Annotated in this window: 13 protein-coding genes; 6 read left to right on the top strand and 7 right to left on the bottom strand. The window is 43.6% G+C overall.

Annotation, left to right across the window (positions count from 1 at the left end):
* Window positions 1–16: 16 nt before the first annotated feature.
* From ABR189_RS07065 to ABR189_RS07055, 3 genes are read left to right on the top strand one after another with little or no spacing between them, the layout of a single operon-like run.
* Complete coding sequence (locus ABR189_RS07065; RefSeq protein ID WP_354659761.1) at window positions 17–1,015, top strand: FecR domain-containing protein; 999 nt, start codon at window positions 17–19, stop codon at window positions 1,013–1,015.
* Window positions 1,016–1,034: 19 nt separating this feature from the next.
* Window positions 1,035–3,653 (top strand): TonB-dependent receptor, encoded by a 2,619-nt coding sequence (locus tag ABR189_RS07060; protein ID WP_354659760.1) that lies wholly within the window; start codon window positions 1,035–1,037, stop codon window positions 3,651–3,653.
* Window positions 3,654–3,655: 2 nt separating this feature from the next.
* Window positions 3,656–4,702 (top strand): DUF4249 family protein, encoded by a 1,047-nt coding sequence (locus ABR189_RS07055; protein WP_354659759.1) that lies wholly within the window; start codon window positions 3,656–3,658, stop codon window positions 4,700–4,702.
* Window positions 4,703–4,708: 6 nt separating this feature from the next.
* Here ABR189_RS07055 and ABR189_RS07050 read toward each other — a convergent pair whose 3' ends face one another.
* The 4 genes from ABR189_RS07050 to ABR189_RS07035 form a co-directional block, all read right to left on the bottom strand.
* Window positions 4,709–7,228: a DUF5686 and carboxypeptidase-like regulatory domain-containing protein gene (locus ABR189_RS07050; protein ID WP_354659758.1), complete on the bottom strand. Its 2,520-nt coding sequence runs from the start codon at window positions 7,226–7,228 to the stop codon at window positions 4,709–4,711.
* A 130-nt stretch (window positions 7,229–7,358) separates the two neighbouring features.
* Window positions 7,359–8,057, bottom strand: a complete 699-nt coding sequence (locus ABR189_RS07045) for a LytR/AlgR family response regulator transcription factor (protein WP_354659757.1) — start codon at window positions 8,055–8,057, stop codon at window positions 7,359–7,361.
* Window positions 8,058–8,104: 47 nt separating this feature from the next.
* On the bottom strand, window positions 8,105–9,286 hold the full coding sequence (locus tag ABR189_RS07040; protein ID WP_354659756.1) for a DUF4407 domain-containing protein: 1,182 nt from the start codon (window positions 9,284–9,286) through the stop codon (window positions 8,105–8,107).
* Window position 9,287: 1 nt separating this feature from the next.
* On the bottom strand, window positions 9,288–10,808 hold the full coding sequence (locus ABR189_RS07035) for a sensor histidine kinase (RefSeq protein ID WP_354659755.1): 1,521 nt from the start codon (window positions 10,806–10,808) through the stop codon (window positions 9,288–9,290).
* A 103-nt stretch (window positions 10,809–10,911) separates the two neighbouring features.
* Between ABR189_RS07035 and ABR189_RS07030 the strand changes: the two genes are divergently transcribed.
* Genes ABR189_RS07030 through ABR189_RS07020 form a run of 3 tightly spaced genes read left to right on the top strand, consistent with a single transcriptional unit; the run spans window position 10,912 to window position 13,495 of the window.
* The gene (locus tag ABR189_RS07030) at window positions 10,912–11,889 is read left to right on the top strand and encodes an ABC transporter substrate-binding protein (protein WP_354659754.1); all 978 of its coding nucleotides are present in this window, start codon (window positions 10,912–10,914) and stop codon (window positions 11,887–11,889) included.
* Window positions 11,889–12,749 (top strand): ABC transporter permease, encoded by an 861-nt coding sequence (locus tag ABR189_RS07025; RefSeq protein WP_354659753.1) that lies wholly within the window; start codon window positions 11,889–11,891, stop codon window positions 12,747–12,749. The genes ABR189_RS07030 and ABR189_RS07025 overlap by 1 nt, the downstream gene beginning before the upstream one ends.
* A complete protein-coding gene (locus tag ABR189_RS07020; RefSeq protein ID WP_354659752.1) occupies window positions 12,746–13,495 on the top strand; it encodes an ABC transporter ATP-binding protein in 750 nt (249 codons plus the stop codon). The genes ABR189_RS07025 and ABR189_RS07020 overlap by 4 nt, the downstream gene beginning before the upstream one ends.
* Before the next feature lie 72 nt (window positions 13,496–13,567).
* Here the strand turns inward: ABR189_RS07020 and ABR189_RS07015 are convergent, their stop codons facing one another.
* From ABR189_RS07015 to ABR189_RS07005, 3 genes are read right to left on the bottom strand one after another with little or no spacing between them, the layout of a single operon-like run.
* Window positions 13,568–14,668 carry a thioredoxin-like domain-containing protein gene (locus tag ABR189_RS07015; protein ID WP_354659751.1) on the bottom strand — a complete coding sequence of 367 codons (1,101 nt, stop codon included), beginning with the start codon at window positions 14,666–14,668 and terminating at the stop codon, window positions 13,568–13,570.
* Window positions 14,669–14,673: 5 nt separating this feature from the next.
* Window positions 14,674–15,948, bottom strand: a complete 1,275-nt coding sequence (locus ABR189_RS07010; RefSeq protein WP_354659750.1) for an amidohydrolase family protein — start codon at window positions 15,946–15,948, stop codon at window positions 14,674–14,676.
* Window positions 15,949–16,000: 52 nt separating this feature from the next.
* Window positions 16,001–17,380, bottom strand: a complete 1,380-nt coding sequence (locus ABR189_RS07005; protein ID WP_354659749.1) for a RagB/SusD family nutrient uptake outer membrane protein — start codon at window positions 17,378–17,380, stop codon at window positions 16,001–16,003.
* Between the last annotated feature and the right edge of the window lie 14 nt (window positions 17,381–17,394).

Genomic DNA, 17,394 nt, shown 5'->3' with positions numbered 1-17,394 from the left:
GACAGAGAGCACAACCATGAATTCAGATAACAGTCACATACATGATCTGATTGCCAAAGCACTAGCTTCAGCATGCAGTCCTGAGGAAGCACGCCTCCTGCAGCAATGGCTGGACGAGTCGCCTGCCAACAGGGAAGAATACCAGCAAATTCAACAACTATGGCAGGATATCAAACCTGCTGCTACCCCTCCCAGGTCTTATAACACAACGGCTGCCTGGAATAAGGTAGATAACCGCTTGCAAGGCACCCAACCTGTATTAGTACCCGTAAAAAACAGGCGTTCACTTATCCTGAAAGGATTGACCGCTGCTGCTGTCGCCATAGTGGTTGCAGGCACATTATGGTGGTTTAAATCTGCCCGCACCAGTAATATTCCCCAGGTAATTGCTGCAAATGAAGGAAAGGTGAAAAGCCTGGAACTGGAAGACCATTCCCTGATTACACTAAGACAGGGAGCCAGCATCACCTATTTACCCGGCTTCAATGCACAACACCGTACCGTACGTTTGAAGGGACAGGCTTACTTTGAGGTAACCCCCGATCCGGACAAACCTTTTCTGATAGAAACTCCGGATCATTCTGTTATCGAAGTTTTAGGTACTGCCTTTACTGTACATACCAGCGATACCAGTACCACAGTAGTAGTATCTAATGGTAAAGTAAAATTATCAGGTGGTAACAATTCCGGCTCGCTGATATTGCTCAGTGGAGAAAAAGGGATGAATCAACCTGGAAAAATATGGCAACAACCTAACAATGATATTAACTACCTGGCGTGGAAAACTGGTATATTGCAGTTCAATGACCAGCCCCTGTCCGAAATTTTAACACAGGTGGCAGGGTTTTATGGTAAAGTAATCAAGGTTGAAAACGCATATCAACAAACCACCACAACACTTAAAGCTACTGCCCGCTTTGAAGGCCAGTCCTGTGCGGAAGCTATGCACGAATTGCAATTATTGCTCGGATTCACATACCGGCAGGAAGGGGATACTATTATTGTGGGGCAATAGCTGCTACTTTCAGTGGCTATTGTACTTTACATTTTTTAATCTCTGCTTTTTCAGCACTACCAGCTCAATTGCCCAAACCACCCCTACCAGCCTGCTGTTAAAAGCTTATTCCCCTTCCCGTACCCACGGTACCATTCTGTTCTTTCTGCAGGATATACAGCAAAAAACCGGCATCCCTATTACTTACAGCTCTACTTATCTGCCACTTAGTAATAAGGTGGTATTAACAGGCATAGAACATACAGTTGGCGATGCCCTGGCCACCGTTTTAAGAGAAACCGGCATTGGGATGACAGAAATAAATGGCAAGTTATTATTATTAAAAAATGTGGAGGCACCTGCTTACCATACTATTAGTGGATTTGTAAAGGAAGCTGGCAGTAATGAAGCGATCATCGGAGTTTCAGTTTATGATCCGGTATCCAGGAAAGGGACCACTACCAATGCTTATGGCTTCTACAGCCTGTTAATACCGGATACCTGCCGGCAGCTCGTTTTTTCGCATATTGGCTATGAAGCCATTATACACCGCCTGTCTGACAATTCCCGCGAACAGGATATCTTCCTGGAAACCCGAAACCTGCTGCAAACAGTAGTAGTAAAAGGCGCCGGAGATTCTGTTATCATTCAGCCCGGACACCTGAGCATGCCAGTGAGTTACCTCGACAACTTCCCCGCACTATTAGGGGAGAAAGATGTATTGAAAAGCCTGCAGTTATATCCCGGCACCGGCAGCTCACTGGAAAGCAGCAGTAACCTCCTCATCAGAGGTGGCTCTGCTGATCAAAACCTTTACCTCCTGGATGGTGTACCGCTATACCACACCGGCCATCTGTTCGGGTTGTTTTCTATCTTCAACGGAGACGCCTTGAAAGATGTGCAGTTTTACAGAGATGGGTTCCCTGCACGATATGGAGGACGCCTGTCATCCGTAGTCGATATCCGTACCAAAGACGGCAATATGCTGGAATGGCATGGTAAAACTACCATCAGCCCGCTGGCAGCTAATATATTGGTGGAAGGCCCCATCAAAAAACAAAAAAGTGCCGTTCAATTATCCGTAAGGCGCTCCCTCGTAGACGCGCTTTACCGTAGCAGGGAACTAAGGAAATATGGCAACTACTACCTGTATGATATTAATTTTAAGCTGAACCAGGTGATCAATAAAAAAAACAGGGTGTATCTCAGCTTTTACACCGGGCAGGATAAATTAGTAGTAAACAGCGACAACCCTGTACTTCCCCTTTTTGACAACTATTCTTTTGCCTGGAGTAATATTACCGGCTCATTAAAATGGGCAACTGTATTCAATCCGCGTTTGTTTTCGCATACCTATTTTACTTATGGCCGTTTTTTTAATAAGTTTTATCAAACGTCTGTAGTGCCACTGCCATTCAATGATTCCATTTTTGTAACCGGCAAAGGTATTTCCAGAATCCAGGACCTGAGCATCCGGAATGAAACAGAATATGCACTCAACAGCACCCACCGGCTGTCTTTTGGAGCAGGTTATATCTATCACAATTTTGCTCCTACCGCCTATAAAACAAACGTGCATAGCAGTGAGCCTATTCATCGCAATGCCCCTAAGTATTACATGTCGGAGTTTAATACTTATCTGGAAGATGAATTAAACTTATTGGAAAATAAAATAACCCTGCAATTGGGAGCACACTTTGCGGGCCTGGCTCAGGAAAACTCATTATATACATCTCTCCAGCCACGGTTATTATTCCGGTGGAATATGCAAAAAGGACAATACCTGCAAGCCAGCTTTAGCAAAATGACACAGTTCATCCACCTGCTCACCACCCCTATTATTAACCTGCCTACGGACCTTTGGGTACCCAGTACAGATAATATCAAACCGGAACATGCTTTTTCCTATAGCATAAGCTACCAGAAACAATGGTCTAACACTTACAACTTCGGAGGTAATATCTACTTCAAACAAATGAAAGACATTGTTACCACAAATACCGTCTTAAATATTTTTGATAATTCTGACCTGTGGGAGAAAAAAGTGGTAACGGGAAACGGGTATAATTACGGTACCGAACTCTCGCTGGAGAAAATGAAAGGGCGCTTTACAGGCATTATCTCCTATACCCTCTCCTGGGCTTTTCGCCAGTTTGATAAACTAAACGGAGGGCTCATTTATCCCTATAAAGATGACCGCCGGCATAATCTTTCTTTGGCACTTAAATATAAGGTTACTCCCCGGTGGAATGTATCAGCTTCCTGGAAATATGCCAGCGGCGCACCTTTCACATTACCACAGCAAATATATCCCGACTTTGATCAGGCACGGAATATTGGCGGTTATCTCGATGAAAGGTATTCTCCTTTCAGAAGCTACCTCCCTAACTATTTACAGTACATTACCAGCATTAATAATTTCAGGTTAAAGCCGGTACATCATTTAGATCTCGGTACTACCATCTACCTGGGAACCAATAAACCCTATCAGCATATTATCAGTGCCGGCATATACAATGTTTATAACCGCCGAAATCCATTCATAGTAAGTTATGATCAGTTTTCCCTGTTGAACTTCAATAGTGAATATGCACTGAGCCTGTATCAATACAGTATTTTCAGAGCATTACCTTATTTAAGCTATACTTTTAAGTTTTAACCATGCCCAACACTATAAACATATTGATACCATTTCGCTTCCTGTTTACATTAAGTGTCCTTTTCTGTAGCTGCCAGCAGGAAACACCACTGCCCCCCAATAATGCCAAACCGGAGAATGTACTGTACTGCGAGCTGATAGCGGGCGAACAATCATTAGTGCGTGTGGGCAGAAGTAAGCCAGTAACAACAGGTACCAACAACGAGTTTGAACCTGTAAGGAATGCAGTGGTAACCTTGATGAATGGTAATGAACAGACCATTGAAACACTTACCTATGATGCAAGTGCAGATGGCCTGATGGGGACCTACAGAGGAACTACCTTATTACAGGCAGGGCAACAATACAAATTACAGGCAGCTGTACCCGATATGAAAACAACCTATGCCCGTACCTACATCCCCACCGCTTTTGATGCAGCACTCACAGACACGATCAGAACCGTACTCAATGGCAGGGCTGCATTAAAGTTTCATTTTAAAATACGGGCCAATGCACCGGGAGGCAAACAATTCATCGTACTCGAAGCACTCAAGCAGGCTTGTTATGCAGACTCCACTGCGCTGTACAATGGAAACAAATTCAGCAAAAGAGATGATCCTGAAAACTACAACCGGGTTAAAACACTATCCGGTGTACTCCTGCGTAAAGATACTATCTGCCTGGACGACTATTTACGCATCCCCTGCTATACCCAGGATATGAATGCAGATAATAACCAGATAGGAGGATTGAACGAAAATTTCAACCGTATCCTGTTTACACAAAATAGTCCTGTACTAAGTACAGACCTGTATCTCAATGCTGCGGCTATTAATGCCGTACCCGATGATGAGCTTATTCCCAAAGGAAGGATCATTGTATACGTACGTTCTACTTCAAAAGCTTACTATGACTTCCTCCTTACTTATGAGAAAGTAGTACGTAATCCTGGACTAAACAGTCTTTTCCAGGCTATTCAACTAAAAGGAAATACTCTAAATGGATTAGGTATTGTAGGCGGGCTTTATCAGCACACTTACTATTTGTATTATGATGACCTGAACTAAGCCAGATTAAAAATTAAGCCGGAAGCTTCCAAATATACCAAAACGGCGATGATAAGCTTCCTGAGGCAGAGGCTTGGGGGCCAGCCTCCACACAAAATCTACCCGGAAAAACCTTAAAATATTGTCTATACCTGTACCCACTTCAATATAAGGATGTGCCTCCAGCGTCCGGAACCGATAGCTGGTATGCATATTCATAGCTGTATTTTCGGGCGACAGGCTACCTATTACCCCCTTGGCTGTCCAAAACTGTCGTAGTTTCATTTTTTTAAGTAGCGGGATGTAATTAAACAGACCACCTTCCAGGTGATGCTCCAGATTAAATCCGGCGTATTCATCACTGATAAATTCAAAGCGATTCATCATGTTAAATGCCCGCCCGCTGTAATAATAGATTTCATTACCAGGATGATTCTCCAGCAGGAAATAAGGCAATGGATTAAATATTTTACCAGCATAAACTTCATAAGTCAGCTTGCCCAGAGGAGCAATCTTCACATGTTTGCCAGCTATCGTTGCTTCCAGTTTATGATAGTGGTAGCTACTCCCTAAGACACCTTTGATACCTGCATCATATTCTAATGTTAAAGCCGGGTATTTGCTACCCAGGCTGATACGGTCAAACCTTCCCTGCAAGAATTTTTCGCCGGGAGCATAACGAAGTTTTATACCAAGTTCAGTAGTAATATTGTTAGACTGTCCGGTTATTCTTCCTTTAACTATGCTATCCACTGCCGGCAATGGTGCATAGGGATAAAATGCCTGGTTTACTCCTTTAATATGGATAGAGAACCCATTTCTCCATTCAGTAAAGTAGTCTGCCCTCTTCTCATCCAACAGAATAAACTTCTGCTTAATGCCTGGCTTCCGTAATAAAAGGGTAAACACATTATCCGTACCTATTTCCTCATGTTCTCCCCGGCTAATTCCGCCATTGTCCAGTTCATGTGTGTAGGAAGCATACAAGGCTTTGCGGGGGTACCTGCTGAGTATCCATAATGCAGAAACGTGCCCTTTTAATTCCTGATCAGCCACACCATACGCCAGATGTCCTCTTAAACGAAGCATAGGATTAAATCTCGGCGTAGTTCCGAGATCAATACGCACCCGTTGTTTTTCCAACTGGTTCATACTGATCATCCGATATACCGGCCCTATCTCAATCGGACCAAATTCCTTTTTCCCTGTAAATACAAATTTAAGCGTATTGGTATACGTTTTAAACAATGGTAATTGTTGTAACGTATCCACCATGGCATAAATAGCCCGTTCATTTTTACTAAGGGATACCGGCCTGATGCTATCCCAAAAGCTACGGGCAGTTGAGGCGTTGTATAAAGCTACTTCCACCGCATCGGGGTTACCGTTATTATTAAAGTAAGCCGTTACCTCAGGCCGGTTTACCCGGATGCTGTCATACAACAAACTACGCCGGCCGATAACATTTACAGATTTCTTACCAAGTACTGTAAAATCAGCTACCAGGATATCTTTTATAATAAACCATGCAGAGTCATTTAAAGGGGCAAACTCCTGTACCACTGATACTTTATTAATGAAGTTGATATTCGCATCCTTATCCGCATACAACGACATTTTTTGTATCGCAAACGTGGAATCATGCACCCAGAATTCCCCTTTAAATACGAGCTCTTCAGGCCTCCGGGGCACAAAGCTGATGAGGTAACACTTTTTACCCCGGATATATTGGGTATCCAACATTTTATAGTGGTAGTAAAATGTTCCGCTATTACTGATAGGGCTTACAAACTGTTTGCTGAACAACTGAATGTAGTTATCGTATATATTCAGTTTCTGATACATACTACCCAGGTATTGCTGTATGGCATCGGTCTTAATACCGGAGGTTTGCTGGGCATGAATGACCTCTTTCTGGCGGGAAGGAGATTGCTGGTAATAAAAAGAAGACAGTGATTCTGTAAGAAAAATAGGTAAAAAGGGTTTGTCTTCTGAGGTACTGTCAATATTCTTCGCAATAAAAGCAAAAGGTTTTAATAACCTGTTGCGCTGTAAGTGGCGTTCCTGAATATGTTTCAGGTCTATTTCTACCTTATTATATGCCTTCAATGAATAGTTATCCAGCGCATGCATGTCATTTACAGGCTTACGCTGGATCACTTTACGCAAGATGATCAAGGCGGGGTTTATCCCTGCATTCACAACAAACTCTTTAATACGTATGCCTCTTTCCAGTTCAAAATTCACTGTTTGTCTTGCAGCCTGACGGTTCAGCCTCATTACCATCATATTATATCCCATCACAGATGCAGTAAGGCTATCTCCTGGCAGACTGTGCAGTGTAAGACTGAACTGTCCGTCTTCATTTGTTCTTACGCCATGGCTGGTACCTTTAAAGTATACATTGGCAAATGGAAGGTATTCCCCTGTTTGCGCATCTTTTACACTACCACTGATCGTTTGTTGCTGTGCAGATATACAAATAGAATAGGTAAAGGCAAGAAAGAGCAATAACGTAAACCGCTTTATACACAGTACATCAGTCATAGGCAAATACAATCCTTTAGTATAAGACGGAATATTAGGGCTTCCCCCCTATACCTCATTTATTGCAGCATGAATATCTTTCCAGGTAATCATCCCATTGCAATATAAGGAATATATCACATATAACTACTCAGGCAGGCCCCTGCCATATTTTCCCTACTTCCTCTGCATAAGCTGACCCTACTGGTACCTGCACGTTCCCGATCCATACGGACGTACGGTCAATCTTGCTTATCTGTTGGTTTGATACAATAAAAGAACGATGGATACGGGTAAAAAGGCTTTCTGGTAATAATTGGCTGGCTTCATTCATTGAAAGACGGGAAAGCAGCTTACGGTCTTTTAGTATAAAATTAACATAGTTTCCCGCGCTTTCCAGATAGAGGATCTCATTGAGCAATATCCGTATCTGATCATATCCGCTTTTAATAAAGATAAATTCCGGTATATTCACAGGTATTTTTTCCTGTTTCAATTGTAAATAAGCATGTACTTTATTACAGGCTTTCAGAAACCTTGCCAGCGAGAAAGGCTTTAAAAGATAGTCTATAGCATCCAGTTCAAAACTGTGAACAGCGTGTTCTGAATAAGCGGTTGTAAAAACTACCAGAGGAGGATCCGGCAAACTTTTGAGTAATTCTATACCTGTCACATCGGGCATTTTTATATCCAGGAACAGGACATCTACTTTTTCTTTCCTTAAATAATCCAGCGCCTGGAAAGCATTGGTAAATAACCCTTTCAATTCCATAAAAGGTACTTTAGCCGCATGGGCTTTTATTACTTCCAGAGCTACCGGCTCATCATCTATACCAATGGCAGTCATCATACAGGTGGATGATTTGAACGGTTAAATATAATCATAATTGCCTGGCTTCAGACTTTATGAATGAAGAGCGATTTCCGGGCATTATTCCATAAAGTCTGGTACTGCTTGCCGTTTGTTTCATTCCAGCTTTTCACTACTTCTCCAGCCTGCTGCTGCCGCATATCCGCTGTCATACTAAAAATGCGATCTACCAGTTCTTTATCCTGCTGTGCTGCCGTTTCATGAAAATACTCCTGCAACCACATGGTATGTTCCATATTAAGCTGGCAGGCAGCTACATCCGCTGCCACATTACAGGCTACCATCTCCTCATACTCCCCTTTAGGCATCAGCAGTTTACTCAGCAGTGGTAAAATCTCAATAAGCGTAATGATAAATACCACCAGGCGATACCGTAATCTCAGGGCATTGTTTTGGGTCATCAGGTCATTTAATGCTGTTACCTGTGTCAGAAATCCATCCGTAAGGGTGGCAGCATACGCTTTTTCCTTTTGCTGATTTTGATCCGCCAGTTGTTTTAACCGGGTGGACAACTCTTCCAGCTGTGGCTGTATTTTTCCTTCCAATGCCAGCCATTCTCCTTCTGCTTTCAGATACTCATTCTTTTTTATCCTGGCAATTTCAGACGCCCCTATCTTCCCGGAACCGCCAGTACCATCTGTTTCCTGAATATAACCATCCTTATATGCCTTCACTTGTGTCTGCTGTTTTTTCAACTCATTCTGTAAAAAGGTTTGTTGCTGCTCCAATGCCATTTTAAGATCTGCTGATGAGGCAGCCAGCTGTGCTTTGAATGCGTCCATTTTTGTCTGTTTGTTGATAGCCATCTGTGCCTGAATGTCTTTCTTAAACAGCATTAATACGACAGGTTGTGAAATGAATAATCCAATGGTGATGGCCAGCAACATTCTGAATACCGCAGGTGCTATGGCCTGTCGGCCATGCTTTCTGGTCATGGCAGCAATAAGACTTCTGTCAATGGACAATATGGCGAATCCAAAGAAAAGCGCCAGCAGACCTACTAATAAATCATCTTCCACTACGGTTGAAAAAAAGTAGCCCCAGGATAGGGTCGCAAACATCCAGGTGATCAATACGGCAGTACCAATAATGCGGTACCGCTCCCGGTCGGCACGGCAATCTTTCAGTGTTTGGGTATCGGCAGCAGCCATCCACCATAAAAAGCGGCTCGTATTATCTACTGCTGGTGCTGGCACTTGTTGTTTCATCTTATACATTTGGGCTATCAGTATCTATGGTCAGGTGTACAAAAAATTCAGAAGCAGACTGACGGATCGTTAATTCATGCCTGCCCGGATATAACAGGGAAAGCCGTTGTTTTACATTTTCCAGGCCTATACCTGTTCTTTCGGGTTCGGTATCTCCCTCTGGCTTTGGATGAATAGTATTTGACACATCAAAATAGATTTTCCCGGCCTCACAATAAAATGATACAGAGATTCTGGATTTATTCCGCAGGCTGATACCATACTTAAATGCATTTTCAATAAAAGGGATCAATAGCATAGGAGCTATTTCCAGGCCGCCATCATAGGCAGCGATATCAATATCGATCTGTATATCAGGAGATGTTTGTATACGCAGCCGCTGCAGGGAAATATAATTATGCAGGTAAGCGACTTCCTTGCTCAAGGGGATTTTGTCCCGGTTATTTTCATGCAGCATAAAACGCATGATATCGCCTAACTGTTGAATCCCTTCACTGGTACGAGGTGCATTTTCCTGCAAGGAGGTACCATAAAGCGTATTAAGTGCATTAAAAAGAAAGTGCGGATTGATCTGGGAGCGCAGAAAGTCCAGATTGGCTGTTGACTGCCCCAGCTCTGCACGTAAATGACGTACCATAGCAGCACGCGACTTGATTCTGTAATGCCGCCACCAGCCCAATGGCAATACTACCAGCAATTCTATGGTAGCTGCCATCGCCACAAAAATGGCCACTCTTTCCGGCCCCATCCATCGCCCCATCGTGAATAATTTCAGGAATACAAGACCCAATAATACAGACACCAGAAACGTTTGCCAGTACAGGGTATTTTTGTTTTTGTGTTTATCATAGCGGGGTAATAGCCAATAGTGCCATAGAAAATATATAATCACATAAAAAGGCACTACCCACAATAGGATACGCTGCAGGAACCACAACTCCTGGCCGATAGTCACCACTAGCAGTAAACACCAGACGGCCACCACCAACCCGATTTCTTTCAGCAAATAAATTGTTTGAGGACTGCTGATCAACCTGCCATGTATCTGTAGCAGATACAAACGCCTCACTAAATAATAAGTAATATAGATAATGCAGTAAAATATGGTATTATTGAATGCAGCCTTGGCCATATGCATATGTGCTCCCTTAATGGTATCATAGAGCCCATATAGCCAGGCATCCTGGTAGGAGTAGGCAACCAGCATCACTAAAAACACAACACCTGCGACCGGAATACACAACAGCAAACCTTCTGCATACCGATGCTGATCAATAAAGCGGGGCACAATAAAGGTATTCAGGAACATAAATGCCCCATAAACAACGGTCACATTAGCGAGCCTGGGCAACAGATAATTAATATAGTAGTCGAATACCTGATGATGTGCAGCAAAATTGTTTCCGTACCAGCGCTGTAATGAAAACACATCGTGGGTAACTCCTTCTGATATTAAAGGAAACAGGATCAACAGAAAGATTCCCGTTGCTACCCATCCTTCTATTTTTGTCAATTTATTCATGGCATGGATTTGAACACAATGATACTATTCCCTGAGGGCCAGATCATTGAAATGTGACAAAACAGCTTAAAAATGGGACAAAAATGATTTAATTTTACCCAAAATGAATCACATGAGAGCATATGGCTGGTTACTTATTCTAATAGCAGCATGCAGCTGCCAGAGTGGTGCAGATAAAAAGAAAGGCGTACCTGTGATTGGCTTTGTGGACGCTTTTGAAGACAATACCATAGCACAGGCTAAGACAGGCTTTATTGCTGCCCTGCAAAAAAATGGCTTTAGTGAAAAAGATCATACCGTAGAAATTATATACCGGAATGCACAGGGCAATATCCCTACCCTCACCCAGATCGTGAAATATTTTATTGCGGAAAAGGTAGACCTGATTGCATCCAGCCCTTCTTTGTCAACGATCACGGCTATACAGAACACGCATGAAATACCGGTATTTATGATGGTGGCTCCTGAGCCTCAGCTGATGAAAGTAATAGATGCCCAGGGAAAAGCACCTGCCAATTTACTGGGTGTAGGTGAAAACCTGGAATATATAGATACCTCTTTTGCCCTGATTCCTCAGCTGGTAAAGCCGAAGAAAGATGTTTTAACCGTAGGTATGATCTATAACCAGTCGGAACCACAGTCGACCGAAGCGCTTGACCGGATCAAAGCACTGGCTGACAAACTGCATATCAATATGATATCCCTGCCGGTAAATACTTCTGCTGATGTACAGCTTGTTACCCGCTCCCTGTTGAATAAGGGTATTGACGCTTTCTTTGCAAACCCAGATAATACCGTATTTGCCTCCTTTGAAACCATCATCAAGGCCTGTAATGAAGCCAAGGTACCTGTATTTACCAGTGAAGCCGGACTAGTTACCAGGGGAGCAGTAGCTGCCTATGGAGCCGATATTTACCAATGGGGGTACCAGGCAGGAGAACAGGCAGCGCAGTTCTTAAAACAAAAATCTGCCGCCGGGATGACCTGGCAAATGGTACAAGTCCGTAAACGGGTATATAACCCAACGGCTGCCCGACAATTCAACATCTCTGTTCCTGCTAATTTTGAACCTGTTCAATAATGACATTTTATCTCACGGCACTGATATCAGGATTATGTCTTTCGCTGATGGCATTAGGCATTTTTATTTCCATGAAAATATTCAGGATCCCGGATATTACAACGGATGGCAGCTATACGCTTGGCGCAGTGGTAACAGCCATTGTTCTTACCCTTCACTGGCCGGTAGCACTGACCATTCCCGTGGTCATACTCGCGGGAGCCATTGCCGGAGCACTTACCGGCATTATTCATACCCGGTTTAAGATTGATGCCCTGCTGGCAGGCATATTGGTGATGACAGGCCTTTATTCTATTAATCTTACCCTATTGGGCAGATCCAATCTTCCCCTGCTGGATATAGCTGGTATTTTCAACTGGCTTCCGCAAAGCACGGTTACTGATCTGCTGATATGCGTGGTATTTGCAGGCGTCATAGCAATAGTTATAGGCTATATCTTAAAGACAGACTTTGGTATTGCTATGCGGGCTACCGGTAATAGCCCTACTATGAGCAAAGCTTCTGGTATCAATGTAAACCGCATGAAAATCATCGGCTTATCTATTGCCAATGCCTTGACAGCACTGAGTGGTTTTCTGATGAGTCAATACCAGGGGTTTACAGATATCAATATGGGCATAGGCATTGTGATTGTAGGATTAGGCGCAGTATTGATAGGCGATGCCCTGATCTCATTACTGAAGGTGAACCGGCTATGGCTGCAACTGGCAGCAGTAATGCTGGGGAGCATTCTTTTTCAGCTGGTACTGGCGTTTACGTTATCCATCGGTGTAGATCCTAATTTACTTAAACTGGTTACGGCCATTTTTGTACTGGCCATAGTAGCTATTCCTGCTTTAAAGCTGAAAAGAACGGCATGATCGCATTACAACAGTTAGATAAAACCTTTAATAAGGGTACTGCAAACCAGGTAAGTGCACTGCAGAATATATCCCTTACCGTAGCTGATCAGGATTTTGTGGTTATCATTGGCGCCAATGGCTCTGGTAAAACCACCCTATTCAATATTATTGCAGGGGCGGAATTCCCCACACAGGGGCAGATTCACATTAATGGACGAAATGTCACCCATGTACCTGATTATAAAAGAAGCCAATGGATAGCCCGGGTATTTCAAAACCCATTAAGCGGCACGGCACCTGATCTTACGATATTGGATAATTTCCGGCTGGCAGCATTGCGCACCAGCAGTAAAAAATTACGCATTGGTATTAACGACAAATTCAAAAATACAGTCCGGGATAAAATTGCAGAGTTAGGTATGGGATTGGAAAACAAACTCCTGCAGCCGATGGGTACACTCTCCGGTGGCCAACGGCAGGCACTCACATTGGTGATGAGTGTAATGGACCATACTGAAGTGTTATTATTGGATGAACCTACTGCTGCACTGGACCCGAGGAGTGCAGCGGTAGTGATGACCACTGCCCAAAAGCTCATAGATCAATACCGGCTTACCGCTATTTTTATCACCCATAATCTTAAAGATGCGCAACACTATGGCAACCGGCTGCTCCATATGCAGGAAGGAAAAATAACCCGGGATATTACCGGCCCCGACAAACAGGCATTACAATTAGCAGATATCTATGGATGGTTTGCATAAAGTAAACCCCTATTTGCATGTTTAATCTCTTCTCCTCTTAGCTGTCATCATTTTACATACAGGAAGCAAACCTTATTTAAGGCTTGCTTCCAGGAATGTTTCCAGTTGTTCATGCGTCATTTTCTGATCGATGACTTGCTGGGTGTTGTCTATCAGGAAAGTTGTAGGTAAAGACGATACTTTATAATAAGCAGCCAGTTCACTTTTGAAATTCTCCGGCAGGATCACCTGTTTCCAGGGAATGCCATCTTCCTGCAATGCTTTCTTCCATTTTGCAGGATCAGTATCAAAAGAGATAGAGATAATCTCAAATCCTTTTTTACGAAAACGGTCATAAACCGGCTTTAATTCTTTGTTGCCCGCACGGCAAGGTGCGCACCAGGAAGCCCAGAAATCAATGAGCACATACTTATGCTGTGCCAATTCCCTGAACAGGTTAATTTGCTTACCAGCTGGTGTTTTCAAAGTAAAATCAGCAGCCGGTAATCCTGTTATCACAGTAGCCTTTAGTTCTGCTTGTTTTCTAAGCAGGGGGTCCAGATAATAAGCGGGGGTATGCCCAGTTTTTAACCAGGGAATTAAAGTGTCCAGGTCTTCCAATCTCCAGGCGTAGGCATTCCGGCCCGCAATATAGCCCCCCAGCAGGTTACCGGCATTCGCTTTTACTTGTTGCAGATTATCTTCCAGCTGTTGGATGAAGATTTTATTGGTTACCGGTAGTAAGGCTTCTTTCTTTTTGAGGTCATCTCCAGCCGCCTCCAGTAAAGGATTTACCCTTTGCCATTCGGCCTGATGCCGGAGAGATAATTGTTCATATTCCTCCAGCCGTTGTTGCAGCGGCCCTCCCTTCACCGTCATTGCCTTGCCATCAATACTGATTTCTACCGGAACTCCTTCTGTTATAAACAATGCATCCTGATACGACTTTGCCACCCTAACTTTATAAATACTACCGGAAGGTACCGCCGAATAATCAAACCTGCCAGCCGTAAGTATACTACTATCTAATGCTTTACGCATACTGCTGTCGGCATAGAGATATACTTTTGTACCATCCGGTTTCCCGGCAACACTGCCGCTTACACGAATAGTTTGTGCGTGTACTAAAAAAGTACTGCACAACATATAACTACCCAGCAACGCCTTTCCTAAAATACGATATGGATTATCCATAGCTATTAGTATTTATAAATCTTACCGGCTTTCATGACCAGTGAGGGTGAAAAAAGAAACGATAAATCCTTTAAAGGATCACCATCGATCAGCAACAGATCTGCCCGTAAGCCTTTTTTAACTGCTCCCCGGTCCTGTAAACCTGTTACACGGGCATTATTCAGGGTAACACTCTGCAGTACCTCGCTATTAGACATTCCACACTTTTTTGCCAGCACCAGCAGTTCATCCAACAGAGGTACCGGTGCATTTTCTTCCGGGTATATCCAGTCTGTACCAGCAACGATCTTCACTCCCAATTGGTGAGCTCTGGCAGTAATCAATACTGCATTTACCATCTTATTATTCTCTGCATGAAATACGGTAGCATCCAGGAAAGTTCCATTGGCTTTCATCTCCAACAGCAGTTTATCCTGTTTGGCCCAATCAGCTTTCAGTCCTTTGTATACCTGTTCCCAGGCATTACCTATCTCAATTGTATCTCCGGCCAGCTGTTCAAAAATAAGGTCATTACTATGGGACATGCTGTTTACCCCTGCTTTTGCCACAGCAGATGGTTTGGCAGGAAATACCGCCGCATGGCTCCATACCTGTATTCCCTGTGCATGTGCAGCTTTGGTGATGGCCAGGATCTGTGCTGCAGAAAGATCCGCATATACCTTGATCCCCGATACCCCTGCTCCTTTGGCAGCTGCAATAGCCAACTCAATATTGGTCGTATCTGTGATGCTGCAATACCAGGGAGTAGCACCCAAAAGTGCATTTCCATTTATATCTCCGGGACGCTTTACCATTTCAAAGTAAGATGGTCCGGCAAACTGCGCAGCATAGAAAATAGCCGGTGCAGGTATCTGCTGCCATTCTGATGCTCTTTTATAGGCTGCCAGTGTCACGGCATCCCCTGCCATATCCCTGACGGTAGTAATACCATGGCGCAACATATTGGCCAATACCTTTTCTATACCGTCCATGGCTTTTTTCCGATCGCTCAAGTCACCTGTTGCCAGGTGGACGTGGCCATCTATCAACCCCGGTGTGATATACTTCCCCTTGCAATCTACCACGCTGTCTACTTCCTTCGGAAGTTGGTCATTACCAATAAAAACACCGGCAATTACCCCATCTTTAATTAACAGGGAGCCTTTTCGGGGTTTCATAAAAGCATCTCCATCCACAATAGTAGCATCCTTTAACAGAAGACCCCGCTTTTGTTGCGCCAAGCTCCAGGAAGAGCAGGCCATCACCCCGGTGAGCAGTAGTATCAATGACTTTCTTTTCATGTTTTCCGTTTTATGCGACTATACTTCGCAGTTTCATTATCTTATTCTTTTCCTACCGGGGGTTTTGTGTAATATTGGGGTTTAGCAGCAATATTTTTGGTGCAATAGGTAATACGTATCTTGGAGAACCAGGCTCCAGCGTATAGGTTTCTCCTTTATAGATGCGCTGTAATGTCTTTTTAAAGCGGTCTTCCTGATTCAGGCGCTTCAGATCAAACCAGCGCAATCCTTTAAATACCAGCTCCCTGCGGCGCTCAGCTATGGTTAGTGTAAGAGCAACTTCCGGAGTAGCGGCAGTCAGATCCTCATAATCTGCTGGTCTGAACCTTTTCTTTCGCAAGGTATTAAGTAACTGCACGGCCTCCTCTTTATTACCATCACGTGCAGCACATTCCGCTTTGATCAGCATCAGTTCAGGAACACCTATGCTGTAATTCATTTCCTGGTTCAGGAACAATGGGAATGGTTCCGGAGAAGGGGCCCCTAGTCTGTCCAGACGGGTATAACTGAACACATATCGCAGGTCTTTTTCACCCAGCACTGCCAGCAAATCCGGATTGATCAGTGAGTTATTGACAATAGTAGAAAAATTAGAAGTACGATACAGTACATTCTCCGGGTTGTCAATATTGAGCGGACGGTTATTGATACCGCTAAAAGGTTTGGCTGGTACTTTAAAACTATAGGTATTAAAATCCAGCAGGTTGCTTTTTTCTGCCAATGCAAGGGACGCATTTTTGTAAGCGTCCTTGTAATTTTTCATAGAAAGGTGAACTCTTGCAGCCAGTGCATAAGCCCCTATTTTATTTACCCGGTACACATTTTTAGAAGTAGATGGCAGCAAAGTAATGGCTGCTGTTACATCTTTTAGGATCAGGTCATATACAGCAGCTACACTGCTACGTGGTAATGCCGCTTCCAGATCTGTTGCTAATGACAAGGGTACCCCTTCATCTGTTGCAGCAGTAGCTGCATTATAGTCTTTGGCATAGAGATTCACTAATGTCCAGTAAGCAAAAGCACGGTTCAGCAATGCCTCCCCTCGTATCCTTTTACGATCTCCCTGTGCATCCTCCGGCAGCTTTTCTATTTCCTGTAAAATAAGATTCAGTGTATAAATATTCTTGTAAGGGCCGTTCCACTCACTGTCATCATCTTCCTGACGTAATAAGTCCTTCATCCACAGATAAGACTTACCCGTCCGGCTGGTAATAGTGGATACTAACCTATCATCTGTCATGTAATAATCATCTGTCATTTGCTCTGCATAGGCGTTCCCTGCTGATAACAACGTAGGATGCCCTCCCATTTCGTCAAAGTCCTGCAATGTCTTGGGAATAAGTTTGCCTTTGGGTTTTACATCGAGATATTTATCACAACTGCAAAGTGCGGCAGGTATAAAAAGGGCGAGTATATATTTTTTGATGTTCATGTTACGATCTGTTT

This window comes from Chitinophaga sp. H8 (assembly GCF_040567655.1).
Lineage (GTDB): Bacteria > Bacteroidota > Bacteroidia > Chitinophagales > Chitinophagaceae > Chitinophaga > Chitinophaga defluvii.
The sequence above is the reverse complement of the archived record's forward strand: the minus strand, read 5'-3'. Positions and strand labels throughout refer to the sequence as shown.